This is a genomic window from Planktothrix sp. PCC 11201 (genome assembly GCF_900009135.1).
In the GTDB taxonomy this organism is placed as follows: Bacteria; Cyanobacteriota; Cyanobacteriia; order Cyanobacteriales; family Microcoleaceae; genus Planktothrix.
Map to the genome: position 1 here is coordinate 826,758 of NZ_LT797688.1, position 23,802 is coordinate 850,559.

Annotated in this window: 18 protein-coding genes; 12 read left to right on the forward strand and 6 right to left on the reverse strand. The window is 38.4% G+C overall.

What is annotated here, in order from left to right:
* Nucleotides 1-59 precede the first annotated feature (59 nt).
* The 6 genes from PL11201_RS04335 (at nt 60) to PL11201_RS04360 (ending at nt 8,622) form a co-directional block, all read left to right on the forward strand.
* Complete coding sequence (locus PL11201_RS04335; RefSeq protein WP_079677352.1) at nt 60-668, forward strand: single-stranded DNA-binding protein; 609 nt, start codon at nt 60-62, stop codon at nt 666-668.
* 208 nt (nt 669-876) lie between these two features.
* The gene (locus tag PL11201_RS04340; protein WP_159451511.1) at nt 877-3,591 is read left to right on the forward strand and encodes a bifunctional diguanylate cyclase/phosphodiesterase; all 2,715 of its coding nucleotides are present in this window, start codon (nt 877-879) and stop codon (nt 3,589-3,591) included.
* 324 nt (nt 3,592-3,915) lie between these two features.
* On the forward strand, nt 3,916-4,218 hold the full coding sequence (locus PL11201_RS04345) for an RNA recognition motif domain-containing protein (RefSeq protein ID WP_079677354.1): 303 nt from the start codon (nt 3,916-3,918) through the stop codon (nt 4,216-4,218).
* A gap of 340 nt (nt 4,219-4,558) precedes the next feature.
* Entirely contained in the window at nt 4,559-4,909 is a 351-nt protein-coding gene (locus PL11201_RS27280) for an RNA recognition motif domain-containing protein (RefSeq protein WP_079677355.1), read from the forward strand.
* 354 nt (nt 4,910-5,263) lie between these two features.
* Nucleotides 5,264-5,575, forward strand: coding sequence for an RNA recognition motif domain-containing protein (locus PL11201_RS04355; protein ID WP_079677356.1), 312 nt, complete (start codon nt 5,264-5,266; stop codon nt 5,573-5,575).
* A 227-nt stretch (nt 5,576-5,802) separates the two neighbouring features.
* Nucleotides 5,803-8,622, forward strand: a complete 2,820-nt coding sequence (locus tag PL11201_RS04360) for a TIGR02921 family PEP-CTERM protein (protein ID WP_079677357.1) — start codon at nt 5,803-5,805, stop codon at nt 8,620-8,622.
* Nucleotides 8,623-8,660: 38 nt separating this feature from the next.
* Here the strand turns inward: PL11201_RS04360 and PL11201_RS04365 are convergent, their stop codons facing one another.
* From PL11201_RS04365 to lgt, 5 genes are all read right to left on the reverse strand, one after another.
* Nucleotides 8,661-9,338 (reverse strand): hypothetical protein, encoded by a 678-nt coding sequence (locus PL11201_RS04365; protein ID WP_079677358.1) that lies wholly within the window; start codon nt 9,336-9,338, stop codon nt 8,661-8,663.
* Nucleotides 9,339-9,709: 371 nt separating this feature from the next.
* Entirely contained in the window at nt 9,710-11,137 is a 1,428-nt protein-coding gene (gene pyk, locus PL11201_RS04370; protein ID WP_079677359.1) for a pyruvate kinase, read from the reverse strand.
* A 142-nt stretch (nt 11,138-11,279) separates the two neighbouring features.
* On the reverse strand, nt 11,280-12,095 hold the full coding sequence (locus PL11201_RS04375) for an SDR family oxidoreductase (protein WP_079677360.1): 816 nt from the start codon (nt 12,093-12,095) through the stop codon (nt 11,280-11,282).
* Complete coding sequence (cobM, locus tag PL11201_RS04380) at nt 12,085-12,927, reverse strand: precorrin-4 C(11)-methyltransferase (protein WP_079677361.1); 843 nt, start codon at nt 12,925-12,927, stop codon at nt 12,085-12,087. Before cobM ends, PL11201_RS04375 begins: the two co-directional genes overlap by 11 nt.
* A 127-nt stretch (nt 12,928-13,054) precedes the next feature.
* Nucleotides 13,055-13,918, reverse strand: a complete 864-nt coding sequence (lgt, locus tag PL11201_RS04385; protein ID WP_079677362.1) for a prolipoprotein diacylglyceryl transferase — start codon at nt 13,916-13,918, stop codon at nt 13,055-13,057.
* A gap of 272 nt (nt 13,919-14,190) precedes the next feature.
* On the opposite strand from lgt, the gene PL11201_RS04390 reads away from it, so the two are divergent.
* The 4 genes from PL11201_RS04390 to PL11201_RS04405 all read left to right on the forward strand — a co-directional run bounded on the left by PL11201_RS04390 (nt 14,191) and on the right by PL11201_RS04405 (nt 19,227).
* A complete protein-coding gene (locus tag PL11201_RS04390) occupies nt 14,191-16,797 on the forward strand; it encodes a zinc metalloprotease HtpX (RefSeq protein WP_079677363.1) in 2,607 nt (868 codons plus the stop codon).
* 459 nt (nt 16,798-17,256) lie between these two features.
* Nucleotides 17,257-17,451, forward strand: a complete 195-nt coding sequence (locus PL11201_RS04395) for a hypothetical protein (protein WP_079677364.1) — start codon at nt 17,257-17,259, stop codon at nt 17,449-17,451.
* Nucleotides 17,452-17,492: 41 nt separating this feature from the next.
* Complete coding sequence (locus PL11201_RS04400; protein ID WP_079677365.1) at nt 17,493-18,035, forward strand: RNA recognition motif domain-containing protein; 543 nt, start codon at nt 17,493-17,495, stop codon at nt 18,033-18,035.
* A 91-nt stretch (nt 18,036-18,126) separates the two neighbouring features.
* Complete coding sequence (locus PL11201_RS04405) at nt 18,127-19,227, forward strand: nucleotidyltransferase domain-containing protein (RefSeq protein ID WP_079677366.1); 1,101 nt, start codon at nt 18,127-18,129, stop codon at nt 19,225-19,227.
* A gap of 115 nt (nt 19,228-19,342) precedes the next feature.
* Here the strand turns inward: PL11201_RS04405 and PL11201_RS04410 are convergent, their stop codons facing one another.
* Complete coding sequence (locus PL11201_RS04410) at nt 19,343-20,305, reverse strand: aldo/keto reductase (protein ID WP_079677367.1); 963 nt, start codon at nt 20,303-20,305, stop codon at nt 19,343-19,345.
* A gap of 69 nt (nt 20,306-20,374) precedes the next feature.
* On the opposite strand from PL11201_RS04410, the gene PL11201_RS04415 reads away from it, so the two are divergent.
* Together PL11201_RS04415 and PL11201_RS04420 are read left to right on the forward strand one after the other, a co-directional pair.
* Complete coding sequence (locus tag PL11201_RS04415) at nt 20,375-20,956, forward strand: DUF1802 family protein (RefSeq protein ID WP_079677368.1); 582 nt, start codon at nt 20,375-20,377, stop codon at nt 20,954-20,956.
* Between the two features lie 290 nt (nt 20,957-21,246).
* Complete coding sequence (locus tag PL11201_RS04420; RefSeq protein WP_079677369.1) at nt 21,247-23,622, forward strand: dynamin family protein; 2,376 nt, start codon at nt 21,247-21,249, stop codon at nt 23,620-23,622.
* Nucleotides 23,623-23,802 lie beyond the last annotated feature (180 nt).

Consider the following 23,802-nt stretch of genomic DNA (forward strand, 5'->3'; position numbering starts at 1 on the left):
TGAAAAAACTCTACTCTAGGAGAGAGTTTAACCTTGTACTTGAATTTATTGATCAAAAAATGAACAGTATTATTCTAATGGCGGAGATTATTCAAGATCCGCAACTTCGTTATACCCCCGATAATCAAATTGCCCTGACTGAAATGTTGGTTCAGTTTCCCGGACTTAGGGATATTGATCCGCCCGCTACTTTAAAAGTAATTGCCTGGGGAAATTTTGCTCAAGAAGTTCACGAAAAATATCATCAAGGAGATCAAATTATTATCGAAGGTCGTCTGGCAATGAATACCATTGACCGGCAGGAAGGATTTAAGGAAAAGCGGGCAGAACTGACCGCCCAACGGATTTATCCGGTACAAATGGATCTTTCCAGACCCACCCAAATCTCCGATCCCGCTACCTCCACCCAAAATAAAGTAGTTCCCTTGGGATCTCGTCGCGTGGCTACTTCTAATCCTGCTGCCGATGAACCCCAAGAGTCCCGTCGTCCCCCGACTAATTCTGCCCCTCCTAGAACTACTCCCCCCGATGAACCGGATAACCCCGATTATGATCCGATTCCTTTCCTGCGACCTGTGCCATTCCAAACCATTAAGATGGGATTGGTTGACTTTTGGGAATTAGAAATCAATTGTCCCCGAGTTGGGTTTGAAAGTCGAAAATTTTAATTTTCGTATCAGTTAAGCTGTTGTATATCTATAGCAATCCGCGACGGGTGAGACGGAGTGTGGGAGCGTCCTCGCTCCCTAGAATATAGAGTTTAAATGCACAACAGCTTATTCCATCCTTGTAATGTTTACTACAGATACTTGATCGGCTGGCTATTGCCTATTGCCTATTGCCTATTCCCTATTCCCCACAAGGAGATCGACACCGGTGAAATTATCACTCCGTCAACTTCTCGTTATTCCTTTTGTGCTACAAATTGCGATCGCCGTGGGAATAACGGGATTTTTTTCTTATAGAAATGGGCAAAAGGCGGTCAATGACTTAGCCACTCAGTTACATCAAGAAATTAGTAGCAGGATAGAGTTATCCCTAAGAACCTATCTGGATCAGGCTCATCTTATGAATGAGACGAATAAAAACGCGCTGACTCAAGAATTTATTTCTTTAACAGATTTCACGGGTTTACAAAGGTTTTTTCTGGGTCAACTCAAGGCTTTACCTTCCATTGATTATGTGGCTTGGGGAAGTGAACAGGGAGAATATATTGGTATTCAAAGAATCAATAATCAACAATTTAATCTGGAAATTGTTCAGAATTCTACTCAAGATTGGTTTCATATTTACCGCTTAACCCCAACGGGAGAACGGGTTAAACTCCTAGAAAGATTGCCTAATTATGATCCCCGTCGTCGTCCCTGGTATCAAGCGGCAAACGAAGCTAAAACAGGCGTCTGGACTCCAATTTATCTTTGGTTTTCTCGCCAAACCTTAGCCATCGATGCTGTTTTACCCCTTTATGATGCAAAAGGACGTTTATTAGGCGTACTAGATACAGCCTTATACCTGTCAGATATTAGTAATTTTCTGAGGAATGTGAAGATTGGTAAATCTGGACAGAGCTTTATTATAGATCGTTCTGGTCTTTTAATTGCTAGTTCTTCAGCCACTAATCCTTTTATCATTAAAGAGCATGAACTTCAAAGAGTAAAAGCGATTAACAGTGATGATATTTTAATTAAGGCCACGGCTAAAAATATACAAAATAAGGTCACAAATTTTGAATCTATTCAAGAGTCTATTGCTTTAGATTTTAAATGGGAGCAGGAACGATATATTGTCAAGGTTTTTCCCTTCTCAGATCCCAGGGGTATTGATTGGCTAATTTGTATTGTAGTTCCCGAACGGGATTTTATGGATTTGATTATTCATAATACAATATTTACGTTATTTCTGTGTATTTTATCTCTGATAATAGCAACTAGTTTAGGAATAATAACAGCCCATAGAATTACGGCTCCTTTGATTCGATTAAGTCAAGCTAGTCAAGCGATCGCCCAAGGAGAATTAGACCAGAATATTGAATTAAATCGAGAAGATGAACTGGGAATTTTGGCGAGGTCATTTAATCAAATGGCTATGCGATTAAAGCGCGTTTTTGAGGAGTTAGAAATTCGAGTGGAAGAACGCACGGCTGAACTCAAAGAAGCTAAGGCACATATTGAAAACTATAATAAAAAATTAGAAGAACGAGTCTATCAACGAACGGCCGAACTTTCTTTGGCTTTAGAAGATTTACAAAAAACACAAATAGAATTATTAAAACAGGAAGAAAAACTAAAATTTGATGCTTTTCACGATAGTTTGACTGGGCTGCCTAATCGGGCTTTGGTATTAAAAAAAATTCAGCATTTAATTGAAATCAATCAAAAAGAAAGCTATTATTTATATGCGGTTTTGTTTTTGGATTTAGATCGTTTTAAAGTGGTTAATGATAGTTTGGGTCATTTGGTCGGAGATGAATTATTAAAGAGTGTAGCCCATCGCTTAAGAGCAGAAACCAAATCTCAGGATACCGTTGCCAGACTTGGGGGAGATGAGTTTATTATTTTACTAGAAAATATTCACAATGAAGATGAAGTGACCGATGTAGCGCAACGCATTATTGAACAGCTTAAACGTCCTTTTTATATTAACAATAACCAGATTTTTACCGGGGTTAGTATTGGAATTACCCTCAGTTCCATGGGATATTTTCAAGCGGAAGCCGTAATTAGAGATGCGGATATTGCCATGTATAATGCCAAACATTTAGGCAAAGGTTGTTATCAAGTATTAACCCAGGCTATGCAAATTCCAGCCCTGCAACGTTTAGAACAGGAAAATCAGTTAAGACAAGCCTTAATTCGTCGGGAATTTATTTTAAACTATCAACCCATTATTGCCTTAGCAACAGGGAAAATAACAGGATTTGAGGTATTAATTCGTTGGAATAATCCCTTGAAAAACATGACTAGTCCCGATGATTTCATTCCAATTGCGGAGGAAACAGGATTAATTCAAGCGATAGATTTATGGGTATTAAAACAAGCCTGTTACCAAATGAATTGTTGGAACCAGCAATTTCCAAATTTACCCCCATTGAGCATTAATATTAATCTATCTCCTATTGATTTAAAACAAATCAATTTAGTAGAAAAAATTCAGCAAATTATGGACAATTATATTCTAAAGAATTGGAGCTTAAAACTAGAAATTACTGAAACTTGTTTTTTAGAAACCCTAACCTTTAATAAGGATTTAATCCACCAACTCCTGGCTATCGGAATTGAGTTATGTATTGATGATTTTGGCACAGGCTATTCCTCTTTGAGTCGGCTACATAATTTTCCCCTGTGTACCTTAAAAATTGATCGTTCTTTTGTTAGCCAAATCCAGTCGGAAGCTAAGGGATCAGAAATTATTCATACGATTATTATGTTAGCCCATAGCTTGGGAATGGATGTGATAGCAGAAGGCATTGAAACAAAGATTCAGTTAGAAAAACTAACCGAGTTGGGGTGTAATTATGGACAGGGTTATCTGATTTCTAAACCATTGGACTGTTCCAAAGCAACGGAGTTCTTAACGAGTCAACTTAGTTAATTAAAATTGACCTCTGAGCAAATATCCGTGACTCAATGAGATACCCAAAATAATACCCAAACCATCCTTTACAATATTTAACAATAGGATCAGACACTAGAGGGGCTTCAGTTTAAGCACAATCGAGTCAAAGAAATTAACTCTGTCAAAGGATAGATATAGCTTTTTCACAAAAGAATGTTATAATCCTGGAAAGATTAGATATCGGTAGCCTAGTTTGCTAGGGCATCAGGAATGTTTTTGCTCCTTAGTGTAAGTTCTACCCGTTTGCCTCCGAGTTCCAATCTCCGCACACCCCTTGATTTTTGACTGAAAAGGTAATTAATGACGATTTATGTAGGCAATCTGTCTTACGACGTAACAGAAACCGACCTCACAGCAGTTTTTGGTGAGTATGGTTCTGTCACAGATGTTCAAATCCCTATTGACCGGGAAACCCAAAAAAAACGGGGTTTTGGCTTCATCAAAATGGCAACGGATGACGAAGAAACCAAAGCAATTGGTGAACTCGATTCGGCAGAATGGATGGGTCGAGTTCTGAAGGTGAATAAAGCCAGACCCAGGGAAGATCGCAAGTCTTCTGGTGGTAGCTGGGGAGATAAACAGAATTACTCGCGACGCTACTAAAAATTTGACCCACGGAAATCTAGTCAATGCTAGGAACATTGGTGGGCAAGGGTTTTTTTGTGTAAGGTAAGACATACCGAGTTTTGGGCTTGTGGAGAGGATGTCAGAGTGCTTGCACTAAAAGTGCTCCTCCGTGAAGCAAGAGCCCTAAGATCAATCCCTAGGATTGTTGCGGGAGTGTCAGTGCCTGTTTTTTAACAGGTTGTGCTAAAGTAATCAGTGAGAGTAAAATTCGGTTGTAGCTTTTGTTTGTAGTCTTGATGGGCATTTCCCGTTTGGTTTGGACAGGCTTCTCTCCGAAATTCTAACCTCCGCACTATTTTGATTTTGGAGATACCCTATGTCTATTTATGTCGGTAATCTTTCTTACGATGTCAGCGAGGAGGATCTGAGCAGCGTTTTTGCAGAGTATGGTGAGGTTAAACGAGTTCAACTTCCTAAAGACCGTGAAACCGGCCGAGTCAGAGGCTTTGCTTTTGTGGAAATGGAAACTGAAACGCAAGAAGACAAAGCCATTGAAGAACTCGATGGTGCTGATTGGATGGGTCGCACCATGAAAGTGAACAAAGCCAAACCCCGTGAAAATTCAGGTGGTGGTGGCGGTGGTCGCTCCTCCTATGGTGGTGGCGGTGGTAATCGTGGCGGTGGCGGCGGTGGTCGCGGTGGCGGCGGTGGTCGCTACTCCAATTAGGATTTGACTGCGGGCATATGCTCGACTTCATCTAAATAAGAAAGCTTAGGTAGTAATACCTGAGCTTTTTTATTGGTTAGGTCGTAATATCTAAGCTTTTTGATTTGAGATTGATTTGGGTTGCTAGATCGGACTGAATTCCAAGATTCAAAGGTTCCTCAGTAAAGCCAAAATTTGGGGAATTGTTGCAGAACTGTCAATTTAATTAAAAATAGGTTACACTAAAGTGGTTAATGAGAGTGAAATTCGGTAGTGGCTTTTGTTTGTAGTCTTGATGGGCATTTCCCGTTTGGTTTGGACAGGCTTCTCTCCGAAATTCTAAGCTCCGCACTATTTTGATTTTGGAGATGCCCTATGTCTATTTATGTCGGCAATCTTTCTTATGACGTTATTGAAGACGATCTAAGAGGGGTCTTTACAGAGTACGGTAATGTTAAACGGGTTCAACTCCCTACAGATCGTGAAACCGGTCGAGTGCGGGGCTTTGCTTTTGTGGAAATGGAAAATGACGCAGAAGAAACAGCAGCTATTGAAGCACTAGATGGAGCGGAATGGATGGGTCGAGACCTGAAAGTGAACAAAGCTAAACCGAAAGAAGACCGAGGATCGTCGGGTGGTGGTCGCTCCTCCTATGGCGGTGGTGGCGGTGGTCGTAGTCGCTATTAAATGGCTTTTTGACCCTTCGGTTTCATCTAAATAAAGAAGGCTTAGGTAGTGATACCTGAGCTTTTTTTATTAGGGTAAAATTTCATACAGAAAAAATTGTAAACTTATATTTCTACAATTCAGTAATCCTTGATAGCTCAAGTGTAGATCGTTAAACTTGAAGACTGAGTAAGTGCGATAGTTTTTGTTCAAATCTTCTACCTTCATACACAGCTTAATCAGGCGATATGAATACAACTAAAACCCTTCATGCTCTATTCGGATTAATTTTTTGGTTGTGGAATGTGACCTTCCTCACCGTTGTTTATATTTGGATTTTACCCTTTCTAGCAATTTTCCTGGTTTTAGCCACCTTTGCTGGAGAAATCGAACTAGAATTTACCTTAACAATACTCGCTTTAATTGCCATTCCCACCGTTTGCGTGATTATTGCCAATCGGCATTTTCGTCAAAGACCTGTAGAGTTAATCCGGTTATTTTATGGTGTAGAAGCACCGCTATTTTTATTCTGTCTGGTGCGGTTATTTATTCTGCGGGAAATGACCCCGGCTAGTCGTTTTGTATTAAGCACTATTTTAATTTGTATCACTGCCTTTTTTGTAGAATTAGTCTGGGGATATTTAGGACAAAAACAGCATAAAACCTCTGGAGTTTTATCAGGAATACAACTGGCTGTCCATAGCCTGATGTTATTGGTCGGATTTTATTTAGGAATAGTTCTGCTGTATTATGCTGTTCCGGCTGCTGTAGTTCTGTTAAGACAGTTATTTTCATGGAATTTTTTAGAATATCTTTGGTGGGATTTAACTCATAATTTCTTGTTAGGTTTTGCTGTGCTGACTATTCTTTACGCCGGAACAGCCACATTATTTTTAGGAATGCCTTCGGCTTTAGTTGCTCTTTATGTTCATTCAGGACAGCGAATTTTACGCAACTTTTCAACCCAATATGGTCGGACTCGCGCCACCCAAATCTCATTAGGAGTTGTAACCCTTTGGACTGTATTATTAATCGGTTTCCTTCGTCAACCTCAAGTTTTAGCCTTTCAAAAGTTAGAAAATATTCCCCAAACCGAACCCCAAAAACAAGAATTATTAGCCCAATCTGAATCTATTCGGAAAGGATTAGTCAATGCCTATTTATCCCCCTATCGTTATTTAGGAGCGGTTAAAGATAGTAATTCGATGGAGGCAATGTATAAAGATGTTTTTAATTTGCCTCAACCTCTTTTAGATGGGATTCAGAATAGTTATAATCAACTGATGTCTCCCTTTCTTTATCAAGGAGATTTAGAGAAAGATGCGGACAAAGCCGAGAAACTCTATGCTAATTTTTTTGATACTCCGATTGAAAAAGCCGAACGTCTGGCGATTCAACACGCGCTTAAATCTACAGTTATTTTAGATGATGCTAAAGCGGGTTTATTGAATATCAATCAGAAAAAAGTTTGGTTAGCCAAACAAGAAGTTACTGTTCAAGAACAGGGGGACTGGGGCGAGGTGGAAATCCACGAAATTTATCAAAATCAAACTAAGGATGTAGAGGAAATTTTTTACTCTTTCACCTTACCTGAAACCGCCGTAATTACGGGCATTTGGTTAGGAGATACGAATAATAAAGCCAGCCGTTTTCCCTTTACGGTTTCTCCCCGGGGGGCGGCGCAAAAAGTATATAATTCTCAAGTTAAACGGGAACGTCCCGTTGACCCGGCATTGTTAGAACAAGTGGGAACCCAACATTATCGACTGCGTGCATTTCCTATTCCGCCGAAATTAGTTTCTTGGGAGATAAATAATCCTAACCCTCCCGCAGAATTGCATCTGTGGTTAACCTATAAAGTCATGGTTCAAGGTAATCAATGGCCCTTGCCTAAATTGGGAGAAAAACGTAATATTTTCTGGACAAAAGCCACGAAAAGAATTAGAAATCAAAAATCAATTAAAGGATTTGAAAAAGATTGGTTAGAGGCCAGTTTACCCGCCGCTCAACAGCCGATGCAATCCCATCAAGTCAGTTTAGCTGATTATAAAATTACGGCTCAACCCTTAGCAGAAAAGGATTATATTTTACCCCAAAATCAACGATTTGCGATTATTTTGGATACTTCTCGCAGTATGGGAACCCATAAACAGGAATTAGCGAAAACCTTAGATTGGTTTAAGCAGAATATTATTCCCCAGAATCAAACGGATTTATATGTTACTGCAACGGCGGGAAATCAACCGCAATTTATAAATGATTTGCCACAGTTTCAGGTCAAGCAAAAAGTCTTTTATGGAACCTTACAAATTAAAGAGATGTTACGCCAGTTTGTACAGTTGCGAGGTAATCGAACCTACGACGGAATTGTATTAATTAGTGATGAAGGCAGTTATGAGTTATCAGAAGATAAAACCGGGGTTCCTCAGCTTGCAGTTCCCCTGTGGATTGTTCATTTGGGTTCCCTGGCTGGTGCTTATGAAGATGGAACTTTAAAGATGATTCAACATAGTGGGGGCGGGGTTTCGACCGATATTTCTGAAGTGATGAAACGGGTGGCGACAACGGAACAATTAACCCAAAAATTGGCAGGTTCAACTCAACCCAAGTCAGGAAAAAATCAAGAAAAACCCCAGGTTTTAACCGTGGCGGATGGCTATGCTTGGTTCATGGAAAAAACGACGGAAAAAGCCACAGAATCTCAGGGGTTTGAACCGATTGCAGCGCGATTATTAGTTCGGGGATTAAGTCAGAAAAACCCTGAACAACAATTGGCTAAATTAGATGCTATTCATGCGATCGCCAAGACCTATAATATTGTTACTCCCTATTCTTCGATGATTGTTTTAGTTAATGATGAACAACGTCAAGCCTTGAAAGCCGCAGAAGCTTCTAATGATCGATTTAATCGGAAGATAGAGGATGGTAAAGAACAGTTAAATAAACCCAATAATCCACTTAATAAAGCCGCTAGTGTTCCTGAACCTGGAATGACGATTGGTTTAGGGGTTATTGCCCTGTTTATTGTTGTTAAATCTCAAAGAAATAAAGATAAAAATTGGTTTTGATATTTTAATTAAATGATTAAATTAAAAGCGATTGCTCTTTAAACCCCAGAAAAATCATTCCGAATTTGCTGTAAAGCTCGATAGAATTTTTTACGACGAACCCATGCCACATAACCCGCAAAACAACAATTTCCCTCCGGGTCAATCAAAAACACATGATCAACTTCTACTAAGTTTTTCCAAACATTAATTTTTATATTATTCTTTAATGTAATGTAGGGGGTTGAATATCCTACATTTTGGAAATGGGTAGGATTCATACCCTTGATTTTTTGTAATCTGTTTATAATCTCTTCGATGGTGGTATCAGGGCGTGGGGTTGGGGTTGGGGTTGGGGTTGGGGTGAGTTCAGGACGAATTTCAATATTGAGTTCAATTTTAGCAACGGTATATTTACCGGAACCCATAAGCTCACCGCCACTTTTATTATAAGTTCCTCGTAACTTTCCATCAATATAAAGTTCAAAACGTCCACACCAATCTTGACCAAATAACCCTCTGAGAATTCGTTCTTTAAGCGGATAGGTCTTAATCATCAAGTTTAATAAATTAACCCCTTCTTGTAAGCTAGAAGTAGAAGAAATATTAAGTTTTTGCCCCGTCACTAAGGAAAAATAATCTTCATTCACCCAAATACACGCCTCATCCCGACCTTCAATTAAGCGAATTTCGATTGAACGGGGATTCAGGGCCGAAAGTTTAATAACAGATTCCATAATTCACCTCAATTGTAGGGTGTGTAAGCGCAGTGCGGGCAATCACCTAACACTTATTTTAACCTATTTTAACCTATAGCACTACGCACTCTTAGAACACCGAAACACCGGAACAGTAAGCAGTGAATGAGTTTGCTGGATTTAGAATTGTCCTAACTGTAATGCGTGGCGCTATATATAGCAATCCGCGACGCGCGAGACGGAGGTTGTAACATTTTATCGTAGGGGTTGGGTCTCCCAACCCTCTTTGCGCCTGGGTTGGGAGACCCAACCCCTACGGGTTTTGATCACAAATCCTACACGGATTACTATAGTTACCCCAAGTAAGGAGAATTGTCGTTAGTTAAGGGGATTGGTTGGGGCTAGAAAGATTAATCCGCAATTGTGTGAATTTTTAAGAAATTTGTACCCCGAGCTTTTTTAGTTGGAACCCCCCCAATAATTAGAATTTTATCTCCAACTTGAGCTAAATTCCGGTCTAATAATTTAGTTTGGGCGAGATCAATTAACCCTTCAAAAGAATCGACTTGATGTTCTAATAAAATCGGTTTCACACCCCAAACTAAATTTAAACGGTGATAAACTTTATGGTTGGGAGTCAGGGCGATAACGGGAACCTTGGGGCGTTCTCCGGCGGCTAAAATTGCCGTATATCCGCTACTGGTATAGGCAACAATACAATGTAACTTCAGGGTTTTATCAATGATATTCAACGCTTCACTTAAAGCATGGGTTTCATCAGACATCACCGCCGGATAATTTTTAAATTCGATTTCCGGTTCAACATCACTGGCAATTTTCGATAACATTTGTACTGATTTCACCGGGAATTTACCAACAGCAGATTCTCCCGATAACATCACCGCATCCGTACCATCAATAATTGCATTGGCAACGTCACTGGCTTCGGCGCGAGTCGGACGGGCACTATGAATCATGCTATCTAACATTTGGGTGGCGGTAATCACGGGAATCCCTTTTTGATTACACATCCGAATGATTTGTTTTTGCAATAAAGGGACTTTTTCGGGACTCATTTCTACCCCTAAATCCCCCCGTGCAACCATTAAACCATCACATTCATTGATAATAGATTCTAAGTTAGCGATCGCTTGGGGTTTTTCAATTTTAGCAATCACCGGAATTTCTGAAGCCCCCTTTTGGGCTAATAACGTTTTTAAGGCGATAACATCCTCAGCCCGACGAACAAAACTCAGGGAAACCCAGTCTATCCCTTGAGAAATCCCAAAGTCTAAATCCTGTATATCTTTCTCCGTTAAGGAGGGAAGACGCAAAATTAAACTGGGTAAATTCACCCCTTTACGACTTTTTAGGGTTCCTCCTTCAATGATGCGACATTGAACGGAATTTCCTTGAATTTCTTCTATTTTTAATTCCAATAATCCATCATCAAGTAAAACTTGCGATCCGGGCTTGGCTTCTTCGGATAAATAGGGATAATCAATGGGGACGGTATTCGGTTGATTTTCAAAACTATCAACGGGAACTAAGGTTAATAATTCACCTTCAACTAATTCTATTTCTCCCGATGGTAGCAGACCAATCCGAATTTTTGGCCCCTGTAAATCTTGTAATAAGGTAATCGGAGTATCACATTCTTTAGCAACTTGTCGCAGCAGTTTTACCATTTCCGCATGATCTTCATAACTGCCATGGGAAAAATTTAATCGAGCAACATTCATTCCTGCATTCAGCATTTGACGAATAATTTCTGGGGATTTACTCGCCGGGCCAATAGTGGCAACAATTTTGGTGCGATTTTTGAAAGGTTTAGTCATGGTTTTTTACTCCCAATGGAATAATAATTAAAAGTTCTTGGGATCAAATTTAACTCTTGTCTAGGATATTCTATCAATAGTTTACCTGTTGAACTAAAGTGTTGCATAGATTGATCCACTTTGGATGAATCTTAACCCTAATTTAACTTTTTATCCGTTTAATTAGGGAATCAAAATAGCGACTTAATAGGGGAAAGAGTAAACTATGGAAAGTATTTAGAAGTTTAATTTCTAATCCAGGAGCGATCGCAAATTTATTTTTATTCATCATTCCCCTGACAATTTCTTGAGCAATATCCTCGGGTTCCCAAGGTTTCACGGTTCCGGTAATGGCTTTTGTTTCTAAAGGTTTAGTCTTATTTTCAGCGATTAATTGCGGGGTATTAGTATCCGGGGGATAAACAATAGAAACTTGAATTCCCAAGGGTTTTAATTCCCCTCGCAGGGATTCCGCTAATCCTCTGAGGGCAAATTTAGTAGGACTATAGGCGGTATAACCATAAATTCCAATTAATCCAGCCCCCGATGAAATCATAATAATTTTACCCTGTTTTTGTGCTATCATTGTAGGTAAAACTTCTCGAATACAATACAAAGATCCCCAATAATTAACCGCCATTGTTTGTTCAAAAACTTCTAGCGGAAGTTCTCTAAAATACCCCGGATAGGCCGTACCCGCCGAGAGAATTAAAATATCTACGCCTCCCAAAACTATTATGGCTTGTTTGATAGCATTTTCCGCTTCTTCCCGCACCGAAACATCCGCAGAAAGGGTAAAAATTTTTTGCTTTTGATACAATTTTACCGCGTTAATTTCCTTTTGGGCTTGGTCAAGGATGGTTTGATTTCGAGCAATAAGGGTTAAATTTGCCCCTAAACTCACTAACAATTGAGCCGTTGCTTTACCAATTCCACTGGAACCACCAGTAATAATAATATTTTTTTGATTAAAATTCATAAGTACACCGTAGGGGCGAGGTCTCCTCGCCCAAGTCTGGGTCTGGCTGACGGAATAAATGGGAATGTTCCGGGTTATATAATTTCGATCTAAAAGTTGAAGCCTGGGGCGTTTTTGCTAAAGCGGGACTAATTACATAAAGGGTGGTTCTAATTAAGTTTTCTTCCTGGGTAACTTGTGCCATTTTTTCTAAGGGAACTACCCGGATTTTTTCATCTGGCCATCCCAAACGATAACAAATAGCAATCGGCATTTCTGCGGGATAATATTTGATTAACTTTTGCTGAGTTTCTTCCACATAACGCGCACTCAAATATAAACATAAACTAGCTTTATGAGCCGCTAAACTTTCTAATTCCTCATCCGCAGGAACACTAGTTGCTCTCCCACTCACCCTGGTTAAAATAATTGTTTGTACCAATTCCGGGACAGTTAATTCTATTTTTAATTTAGCCGCCGCATCTTGAAAAGCACTAATTCCAGGGACAATTTCAAACTCAATTTCTGCCTCTATTAGTTGTTGTATTTGCTCATAAATAGCCCCATATAAACTCGGATCACCCGAATGTAATCTGACAACAGAACGCCCTTGATGAACTCTTTGAATCATGAAAGGAACAATTTCTTCTAAGGTTTTATCAGAGGTTTTAATTAATTCTGCCTCCGCCCGCACCCCCTTTAAAATCTGTTGAGGAACTAGAGAATCGGCAAATACAATTACATCCGCACAGGCTAATAATCTTTGAGCTTTCACAGTTAATAATTCTGGATCACCCGGCCCTGCTCCAACAATATAAACCGCAGGTTTGAGTAATGCGATATCCGGTTCCATGATATTCTAATTTCCTAAAATTGACGCTGGATTTCTATTTTTTCCGGATCTCAACTGAGCCACTGAGAAGACAAGAATGGTAGATGCACCCTGGTTAAAGCCCTGACAATTGAGTCTAGGGCTTTTTTTATTCGGATTCCGAGGGATGGGATTTCTGCACAATATCGGGTAAGGTTCGCTTCAATCCATATAACCAAATTAAACCAAATAACCCTAACATCATCGCCGTCAAACTAACCAGTTGAGCCATTTTTAAAGACCCTAACATTAAACTATCCGTGCGTAATCCTTCAATCCAAATTCGACCCAAACTATAGGTCAATAAATAGACCAAGAATATTGTCCCTGATTTTAAAGGATGTTTGCCTTTTAAACCTTTTAAGAATAAGGTGATTAATAGGGCAAATATAGTTAAATTCCACAGGGATTCATATAAAAAAGTTGGGTGAAAATATTCGTAGGATTCAAAACCATTAGGGCGGCGTTCCGGGGGAATATAAAGTTTCCAAGGTAAATCCGTTGGACTTCCGAATGCTTCAGAATTAAAAAAGTTACCCCATCTGCCGATAGCTTGACCCAAAATCAAAGAAGGGGCAATTATATCGGCTAATTGCCAAAAGGGAATTTGTTTAATTTTAGCAAATAGTAAAGTGGCTATTAATCCGCCGATAATTGCTCCATGAATGGCAATTCCTCCCTTCCAAATTGCCATAATATTCCCGGGATTATCGGCATAACTTTCCCATTGAAATACCACATAATACAATCTGGCAAAAGGAATCGCTCCAATCACTAACCAAATAGCTAAATCTCCAATCAGTTCGGGATCAATTTGGCGACGACTGGCAAGATACCCAGATAAGGATACTCCAATCAAGACCGCCGAGGCAATTAACAAGCCATACCACCGAATTGATAACGGCCCGATTTCAAAGATGATGGGGCCGGGAGAGGTAAATTGAAATGCTAGAAATAAGTAATTTGTATCCATAATAGCTGATTTTGAGCCAAGCCATTGTATCACTCCTTGGGGATCAAATGTCAGGTTTAATTTTTTTTCCTAGAAGAAAGTTGATTAAAATATGTAATCAAAGGAATTTTAAGATATTTTGATCAAGAAAATGGGTACAATAGGATTTATTGTGCTTTCCATCAATTTTCAACCCTTTAGATGAGATCGAATCAATCATTTTTATGATTTTAGGATATGGGTTTTCCCCTTAAACCGTGAATGTTAACTTGTTTTAATTCTTAATTTCTCCTATGTCTTCCTCCAATTTATCCCCCAATTCATCGGATTTAGCATCAGGATTAGCAGCGTTAAAACAGAAGAATTATCAACAGGCGATCGCTTTTTTAGAACCTGTTGCTCAATCTGATAATTCCGGTCAATTTAAGGCGCAAATGGGGTTAGTGATTGCTTATGAACGCACAGGAAATACTAAATTAGCGATTAATTTATGTCAGAGTTTAACTCAATCTCAGCAGGAAAATATTAAAAATTGGGCTACGGATTATTTAAGACAATTATTAAAACGCCATCCCCCTAAGCTCCAAAATATTAGTCCTAATATTGCACCTCAACCTTCAGAATTACCCCCTATTACAGAAACGGGTTTTATCCCGTTAAATCCTAATCTACAACCCACAAAAGCTAAATCGACTCTAGCCAAAACTCCCAAACTTTCCTCCCCATCACCTCCGAAAAAGTCCCCGAATCCTTCTTTATCTCAACCCACACCTTTAAATCTGAAAAAAACCGCAAAAATCCCCCCAAGTTCTCAAGCAAAAATTCCCGATTCTTCTATTAATTTAGAACCGGAAATTATTCAACCGCCACCCCAGTCTCAAGAATGGCAATGGCGACAAGCTGGACGAGCTACGAATTGGCAACAACTTAAACCTTTACAATCGAGTTATTTTAAACTAGAACAATTATTAATGGCTGTCGGTTTAACTTGGTTTATTCCGATTGTTTTTGCTTTTATTAATAATAGTTTAAATCAAATTTGGATTTGGCAACCCATTTTAAATCCTTGGCAACAATTATCCAGTCAACCTTGGCAAATTATTTTTATTATTTTATTTGTCTTTGCTGTGGGTTGGATTTGGCAAACATCCCGATTGTTTGCGGAACTTTCCCTAACTGTTTTAGCAATAATTTGGTTAACTCCTCGTTTATTAGAGGAATTGATGAAACTCACGAATAATAGTTTATCTTGGCTGCCTATTGTACAACCGATTCCTTTATTTTATCAAAATCCCACCCCAGGAGTTTATATCACTCTATTGATTTTATTTATCTTCTTACCTTGGTTATGGGATGGATTGCTAAAACTGAGTTATGGATTAAAACCTTTACCTTTAACCACATTATTTAATCAAAGTCAAGAAACCAATAAACTATTAAGAAATTATTGCCAAAAGAAAAAAATTAAAATGCCTGAAATCAAACTATTATCCATTGATAATCCGGTGATTTTTTCCTATGGAAATTTGCGACGATTTGCTAGAATAGTTGTGAGTCAAGGATTATTAGATCAATTAACAGAAGATGAAATTGCCGTCCTATTTGCCAGAGAAATTGCGACCATCGGGGAATGGGATTTCGCGGTAATGTCTTTGGCAACATTGGTTAGTCAAATTCCCTATTTAATCTATTGGTATTTAGCAGAATTAACCGAAAAATTACCCGATCTTAATATTCCGCTTCCAGCCATTATCCGAGGTATTTTACATCAAATTTTGAATGCAATCTCTATTTTTATCTGTCCGTTATGTTATGGATTATATAAACTTTTAAGATTTCCCTCCTTGTATTTATCCCGTCGTCGAGTTTATTATAGCGATCGCATGGCTTGTAACCTCACCGGAAATCCCAATGCTTTAAGTCGTGCATTATTAAAAATTACGATAAAATTATCCCAAACCATTCAAACCGAGGGAAAAACCAGCTTTCTTTTAGAATCTTTCGATAGATTGATTCCAATTAATCATCAACAGGCTTTAACCTTCGGTAGTTTAACAGCTTACAGATCAATCAATTCTTTATTAACCTGGGATTTAACCAATTGTTACACCCCTGAATTAACCTTAAATCAATCCCATCCCCTAATTGGAGAACGCTTAAAAATCCTCGGTTTTTATGCGAATTATTGGAAATTAGAACCCGAATTTGATCTATCGAATATTACCCCAGCTAAACCCCCCAAATTACTCACCAACAATTCCCCCTTATTACTACAAGGTGCGCCGTTTTTTGGTATTCCCTCTGGAATGATCATTGGGGGAATCATTTGGTTAATGGGGGGACTCTGTTCTCTTTTAGGACTATGGCAATTAGAATGGTTATGGGGAGACTATTGGATTATGACGGCTTCAATTACCATTGGTTGTGGCTTAGGTATTTTAATTCGGATTAATCCCTTTTTTCCCGAAATCAAACCCACTAATATTTTAAATCAACCTAACTTATTGGATTTAGTGGTCAACCCTAAGACTATTCCGGTTGATAGTCAACCGATTTGTTTAACTGGTCAACTCCTCGGTCGAAGCGGTTTAAGAAATACCTTTGCTCAAGATTTGATCCTACAAACCCCAAGCGGAATCGTCAAACTCCATTATCTCCCCGAAAAAACCCCCCTGACCAATTTTTTGCCACGCATTCGTCATCCCCAGGAATTGATTACTCAAACGGTTAAGGTAACGGGATGGTGGCGACGGGGGGCGACACCCTGGGTGGATGTGGAAACCCTAGAAACCTCCGATTCTCGGACAGTCCTACGGGGGGGACATCCCCTGTGGTCAACGATTTTGGCCGTTATTCTCACCCTCTGGGGGGTTTACCTGGCATCTCAAGGCGGCTGGTAAAATGAAGTTGATCCAGAAAGATTGCTTTTTTTGACCGATTAGTGATACATTCTTTAACCAAAGAGTCAAAACAACCTTATCCCTTTTTGGATAGAGTTATTCCGATCACTCGGTTGATGAAAGTTCAGAAAGTTTGCCAAATTAAATGCGAAAATCTTGGCAGAACCCTAGAACTATGTTCCAGGATGTGCTATCCTAGGGATTGTCTTATGACGATCCGGTACTGGAAAACCCATAGCAAAGGTTCTAGGTTCCACTCAATAGCCTGACTGGTACAAGGCGAAGCAGCAACTTAAAGAAATGATTCAATTTTTGTTGAATGCTGTAATCAACTATTGGCAATGCAAAGTCAGGAAGTTAACATCCAGTGAGTTAACTTTATATGGTTTTAGCTATAGGAAGTTAAATCTATTTTTGAACACAGAGATAACAAAACTCTATAGCATTAAGTTTTGACAGATGGCAAAAAGTTTACAAGACAACCGAGCAAACCCGCTTTCCCTACATGATAAGTTCAACATGGAGAGAATAATAGGACTTTATCTTAATTTTAAGATGGAGTTGGTTGTTGAGTTTAATTTAACCAGCCCAAGTGCTGATGGCTTGGGGGTTGATCCTCAACTTGTGTTTTTAAACGACACAGGTTGGGGATGATTTCGTTTACTTATTTTTCATTTAACTTGGAGGTTCTACTTATGTCCGTTCGTCTTTATATTGGTAATCTTCCTAAAGAATTAGAACGCAAAGAATTACAAGATGTCTTTGCAGAAGAAGGAGATACCGTTTCTGCTAAGGTAATTACCGATCGCAAAACTGGCAAATGTCGGGGTTTTGGATTTGTAACGGTGCAGACCGATGAAGTCGCGGATCAAATTGTTGAAAAATATAATGGGGTAATGTTTAGAGAAAATGCTCTAAAAATAGAAAAAGCATTACCTCGGAAAAAAGGAAAAGGTGACGGTGTTGGTGAGGAGGAAAACGGTGGAGAAGATGATCAACCCCAACAACAGCAACAGCAACAGCAACAGCCGGTTCAACAACCGGTTAAATCATCGGGTAATATGCCGAAAAGTGGTGGGAGTGGTAAAAACCGGAACAAAAAATCAAAACATTCTTCCGGTGGTCAAACTTCTACATCGAGAAGCAGTGGTGATGATTCCTTCCAACCCGATCCTCGTTGGGCTAATGAATTAGAAAAACTAAAACAAATTCTAGCCGCCCAAGCCGCCAACCCTTAATTTTCTTGGCTTTGTTTGAATGAGAATGAACCCGCCTGAATCAATATTGAGGTGGGTTCTTTTTATCTTAGCACTAAAGGCGAAGAACCTTATGAACCGTTTAGAGATTGAAAACCGGACAATTTTACTGGCGTTAACGGGTTCCAGAGGTTATGGACTGGACACACCCACTTCTGATTACGATTATCGTGGGGTATTTATTGCCACCGAACCCTATTATTTGGGATTTAATATCATTGAACAAAAAGATCGGGGTTGGGAAACAGAACCCACAGAAAAGTTTCCCTTTTTATCTCAAGATACCTGTTTATATGAATTAAAAAAATTTCTGAAACTCTTGATTGATAATAACCCTAATATTTTAGAATTATTATGGTTTAAAGATTATGTTCATTTGACGGAAGTTGGGGAACGATTGAAAGAACATCGTCAGATTTTTTTATCTAAAAAAGTTAAACAGACCTATTCTGGCTATGGCTATGCTCAAATTAAAAAGTTAGAATCCCATCGCCGTTGGTTATTGAATCCACCAACGGGGAAACCCACAGCGGCGGAATTTGGTTTGGTGGAGACACCACCCTTAACCGTTAGTCAGATGAATGGTTTTTTAGAATATTTATATGGGTTAGTTCGCGATCGAATTGAATTTTTAGAACCCACCCAAGAACTCTATAAACTGCTAACGGCGGACATCGATTTTAAAGGGATTTTAAAACAGTATCCCCTACCAGAATCTACTTTAGAAATGACTCAAAAGTTGTCTAATTCCTCTAATGATTTTATCCAATTATTGCAAAAAAGTCAACAGTATCAACGGGCTTGTAGAGAATACCAACATTACCAAGATTGGAAGAAAAATCGCAATCGAGATCGGGCGGAAATGGAGGCGAAGGTGGGATATGATTGCAAATTTGCCATGCAAGCAATTCGGCTATTAAAAACCGGAATTGAGGTTTTAGAAACTCAATCTTTAATTGTAGACCGTCGGGAAACTGGAGATGCGGAGGAATTATTAGCTATCAAAAAAGGGAAATATACTTATGATCAGGTGATGGAAATAGCTAAAGGTTTGTATGAAAAACTCGACCAAGCGGCAGAAAATTCTACCTTGCCGAAACAGGTAGATGCGGAAGTTGTGAATCAACTTTGTATTGAATTAGTGTCTCAGCAAGGATTTGGATCACAGATTTAAGGGGATTTCACGGATTTCACGGATTTTAATCTGTCTCTTAATCAAATTGAGGGCAGGGTTAATGTGCGTAATTCTCTTAAATCCGTGATGGGGAATGGGTTAAGAATATCACCTTTTAAAAATTCCACATCACTGGACTATCATCTAAATAATCGGTAACAGTCTTTCCAATTTTATCGATTTCTGCAAGATCTTCGGGGGAAAGAGGAATCTGAGTCGCCAGAGTATTTTGTTGGGCTTGTTCGGTATTTCTAAACCCAATAATGGCGTTAGTTTGAGGTTGAGCAATTAACCAAGCGATCGCCAATTGTCCTAAAGTACAGTGATAACCTTCGGCAATGGGTCTTAATTGGTCTAGGGCATTTTGTACCCGTTGATAATGCTCTTTATCGGCAAACAGTTTATTTTTAGACCGATGATCTCCTTCGGAAAATTGATGATCATGACCGAATTTTCCGGTTAATAATCCTTGGGCTAAGGGAGAATAGGCTAAAATCGAAATATTCTGTTCAATGCAATAGGGCATGGCATCTTTTTCTACCTTTCTCCAGAATAAAGAATAGGGGGGTTGTAGACTTTCTATTCTTCCATATTGGGCAGCTTCTTCTAATTGAGAACGAGAAAAATTAGAAACACCAATGGCTCGAATTTTTCCCTGTTCTTTTAAGTGATTTAAAGCCTTCATAGTTTCTGCAATAGGAACAATTTCCGAATTCATAAATCCAGAAGGCCAATGAATTTGATAGAGGTCAATATAATCGGTATTCAGATTTTTTAAAGATCGTTCACAAGCTTCAATCACTTGATCATATTTTAAATGATTGGCAAAAACTTTACTAGCATAAACAACTTGATCCCGGACATCAGATAGGGCTTGAGCTACAATTTTTTCCGAGTGTCCTTCCCCATAAATTTCTGCGGTATCAACGGTGGTAATACCCGCATCAAAGGCGGCACGAATGGCTTTAATCGTTTCTGCATCTTCAATGCCCACCCACATCCGTTTTCCCGCTTGCCAAGTTCCGATTAAAATGGGAGTAATTAAAATATCAGATTGACCCAGAGTTCGTTTTTTCATGTTGATTTTCCCAGTTTCAGATTATTATTGTATATAATTTTAGCAAAAATTAGCATCTATAGTTAAATCATGGAAACCGTCACAAATTACGCTTTCAAAGAATGGGATATTGCCATTCAAGCCTTAGAAATGGGTAAAACCATTATGTTATTAAGAAAAGGAGGAATTCGCGAACAGGGGGGGAAATTTAAGGTAGATCACGATAAAATTCTACTCTATCCTACCTTGGAACATCAAAAACCCACTTTATTAAAACCTGAATATGCGAACCTTGTGCAACCTGTCTCTTCTGGTTGGCATCCTAAAACCATTAAAATTAGCAGTTTTGCTGAAATTACTCACATTTTATCATGGAATAATGCTCAAAATGAATCTTCAATCCATTCTTTAATAAAATATCATATTTGGAATCAAGAATTTGTGCGCGATCGCCTTCAATTTAAACCCCAGCAACCCCTCTATATTTTATTACTGAGAACCTATAAACTCTCTCAAGTTTATAACATTCCTTATCATCCTAGTTATGGAGGCTGTCGTTCTTGGATTAAGTTACAAGAAATGATTCCTTTAACCCATAGTAGACCTGTTTTAACTCAAGAAAACTACGCTCAACAAGTATCAACTATCCATCAAATTCTTCAACCATCGTAGTGAGCCCTTCATGACTCTATTCCATCTTTTTTAAGAAAGCCCTGAAGGGCTTACTACGGGAGATGGTGCTGAAGGGCTTACTATTAAATCTGTAACTCCTGGTTGCAATGCAAAGTGATCCTGATTTTTGTCCCAAGCTCAATTGTAAAGAAAGTTATATCTTATCCTTACAGCTATAGTCTGCTCACTTTGAGCTATAATTGAAGAGTCGGGCTGTGATTCCTCGATGAGTTGTGGCTCAAATATGTGATTTAAAATACATATTTACTATCACCAGCAGGATTGGACACATGGGTAAACAATTAGACAAAATTTTTGGCGAAGTAGAATCCAAAGCTCAAAAGCTTAGTGAACACTGGAATAATTTTGCTACAGAAATTTCTGGATATTTACCAGAAACATATCAGCCTGAAATACAAGAACTTTCTAGGAAATTAGAGGACGCTTTAAATCATTTGATTGATGAACTTCGTTATCCTACTTTGACTCTGGCGACTACAGGAACCACCAGTAGTGGTAAAAGCACTTTGGTAAATTTGTTATGTGGTGCAGAAATTGTTCCTGTAGCTGTCAGTGAAATGAGTGCAGGAGCCGTTACTATTGAATATAACCCGGAAAAATCTTTAATTATCCATGAAACACCGGGCGCATTGTGGGAATGTGGCGAATGGAAAGGGATTACTGAAGATCGAATTTATCAACGCTTAAATCAAGTGATGATCAGTTATATTGATAATAGAGAAAAACAACCGAATTTAGCTTGTCCACAATCAACAATCTTTTACCCTTTTCGGCTTTTAAAAGAATCTCAACTACAACTACCACCCGGAACAAAAGTTAAAATTCTGGATTTACCCGGTTTGTCCTATGTGGGTGATCAAGAGAACGCAAATGTTATTAAACAATGTCGGGAAGCGTTATGTCTTGTAACATATAATAGTCAAGAAACCGATGTACAGAAACAAAAAAGTTTGTTGCAAGAAGTTGTACAGCAGGTAAAAGATTTAGGAGGTTCTCCTGCGCGGATGTTGTTTATTTTGAATCGCATTGACGTTTTTAGAGCCGATAAAGATTGGCCAGAAACAGAACATCGCTTTATTAAAAAGACTATCTACAGTATTAAAAATGAGTTGACTGACCACTTAACAGAATATACAGAAGATATTGAGAATTTACAGGTCGTTAAGCTTAGTACATGGCCTGCTTTACTAGCCCTTCAGATCCAAAATAATGATGATGTTTTCAGTGCTGAAGCGTGTAGAATAGCACGCAAGAATTTTTTTGGATTAATTGAAGATGTATTAGATGACTTGCAAGGTAACGTGCAAAAATGGTCTAGCTATGATCGAATCAGAGTTTCTAAAGCATTATGGCAACAATCTTATGCAGAGGAATTTCAACAGAATTTAAAGGAACATATTACTCAACACTTTCCCCAGTTAGTAATACCCCAAGCTATAGAACAGTTTAATATAGATGCTGGAAATGCTGTAGCAGAGTGGGCTGTACAAACAACAACAGCTATTCTTAATAGTTCAAAAAAAGAATACCAGCAGGAATGCGAGAATATATTACATATTAGGTTAGCGATTGAGCAATTTCTTGAAGAGAACGATAAAAATCTGAGAAAGCCATTTGAAGAGATAGATACGGAAATCAAAAAAATTTTTGCAGGGAAATCAAAAAATGATGCTTTGTATCAACTTCAAATCACCATTTCAAAAATTAATGAAAAAAAACCCTATAATGAATTAGGAAATAAATTAAGGCCTCTTTTTGGATGGCGTCAAGAATTTAAAAAAGGGATAAACCAAGTTTTAGAAGCCGTAGGAACGTCTTTAGATAGTGGGAGAGTAAACTTAGACAGTCCTAACCTAAAAAGAGCAAGCCTTTCCCATATCAAACCCCTAGAAAATAACTTAAAACGGCTAATAGGTTTAGGATATACAGCTTCTATTGCTAAAAACGGTGAAACAATACAAGCTAAAACAGATGATGATAAAAAGAAACTTTCCCAAATCAATCAAGAGTTAAATGAATTATCTATCCATCTTAATCATGTTATGGAGGATGTATTAAACAAAATTTCTAGTCAAGAAATAGAGAGAATTTACGAGGCAGTTGTTGAGCTTTTAAATTGCCATTTATCCCATTTAGAAAAAGGTGTTAATGATATTGCACCCAACATAATAATCAGGTTCCCTGAGTCTCAGCTAAACCAAGTTAAAAGAGAACTTTTATTTAGGTTAAACTGTGAATCTGGGTTTTCAATTAAAAAAGAAACTTGGAAGGAAGAAACTAGAAGTTTTTTGCACTGGTTTTGGTTGATCCCAAAATCGGAAACACGCTCTAGTGATAATGCTACAATTCCTAGCACTGAACAGCTTCTCAAAAACTGGAATGATCAGCTACAACTAGCTGAACCAGAGATAATTAAAGAAATGATCAGTTGGTTGATCGAACAAATTGATTATCTCAACAAAGATGTTAAGAAAATTCAAAATGATATTTTTGACCGTTATCAAACTAGACTAGATAAAGCTCACCAAGAAATTACTTTAGATTATGAAAAGCAAAAAAACGTTTGGCAACCGATGGAACGCAAAGCTCAAGGATTAGCAGAGGAATTTACTATTTTAGGAAAACTATTGAGAAAGGAGGATTAAATTAAAGTGGCAAATGATAAGTTAGAAACACGGTATCAAAAGGTTTTTGAACAAGTGTATCCCCAAGTTAAAAACGAGAATAAGGGAGTTTTATACAAAGTAATACATAAGCTGTTGAGCATTTAAACTGTATATTTTAGAGGCTGAAACCCCTTACTGGCTTGGATCGTCTCGAAAATT

Bases quoted from the DNA above. Each gene is read 5' to 3' on its own strand.
- PL11201_RS04335 (WP_079677352.1), top strand. From the start codon at position 60: ATGAACAGTATTATTCTAATGGCGGAGATTATTCAAGATCCGCAACTT.
- PL11201_RS04345 (WP_079677354.1), top strand. From the start codon at position 3,916: ATGACGATTTATGTAGGCAATCTGTCTTACGACGTAACAGAAACCGAC.
- PL11201_RS27280 (WP_079677355.1), top strand. From the start codon at position 4,559: ATGTCTATTTATGTCGGTAATCTTTCTTACGATGTCAGCGAGGAGGAT.
- PL11201_RS04355 (WP_079677356.1), top strand. From the start codon at position 5,264: ATGTCTATTTATGTCGGCAATCTTTCTTATGACGTTATTGAAGACGAT.
- PL11201_RS04360 (WP_079677357.1), top strand. From the start codon at position 5,803: ATGAATACAACTAAAACCCTTCATGCTCTATTCGGATTAATTTTTTGG.
- PL11201_RS04365 (WP_079677358.1), bottom strand. From the start codon at position 9,338: ATGGAATCTGTTATTAAACTTTCGGCCCTGAATCCCCGTTCAATCGAA.
- pyk (WP_079677359.1), bottom strand. From the start codon at position 11,137: ATGACTAAACCTTTCAAAAATCGCACCAAAATTGTTGCCACTATTGGC.
- PL11201_RS04375 (WP_079677360.1), bottom strand. From the start codon at position 12,095: ATGAATTTTAATCAAAAAAATATTATTATTACTGGTGGTTCCAGTGGA.
- cobM (WP_079677361.1), bottom strand. From the start codon at position 12,927: ATGGAACCGGATATCGCATTACTCAAACCTGCGGTTTATATTGTTGGA.
- lgt (WP_079677362.1), bottom strand. From the start codon at position 13,918: ATGGATACAAATTACTTATTTCTAGCATTTCAATTTACCTCTCCCGGC.
- PL11201_RS04390 (WP_079677363.1), top strand. From the start codon at position 14,191: ATGTCTTCCTCCAATTTATCCCCCAATTCATCGGATTTAGCATCAGGA.
- PL11201_RS04395 (WP_079677364.1), top strand. From the start codon at position 17,257: ATGGCAAAAAGTTTACAAGACAACCGAGCAAACCCGCTTTCCCTACAT.
- PL11201_RS04400 (WP_079677365.1), top strand. From the start codon at position 17,493: ATGTCCGTTCGTCTTTATATTGGTAATCTTCCTAAAGAATTAGAACGC.
- PL11201_RS04405 (WP_079677366.1), top strand. From the start codon at position 18,127: ATGAACCGTTTAGAGATTGAAAACCGGACAATTTTACTGGCGTTAACG.
- PL11201_RS04410 (WP_079677367.1), bottom strand. From the start codon at position 20,305: ATGAAAAAACGAACTCTGGGTCAATCTGATATTTTAATTACTCCCATT.
- PL11201_RS04415 (WP_079677368.1), top strand. From the start codon at position 20,375: ATGGAAACCGTCACAAATTACGCTTTCAAAGAATGGGATATTGCCATT.
- PL11201_RS04420 (WP_079677369.1), top strand. From the start codon at position 21,247: ATGGGTAAACAATTAGACAAAATTTTTGGCGAAGTAGAATCCAAAGCT.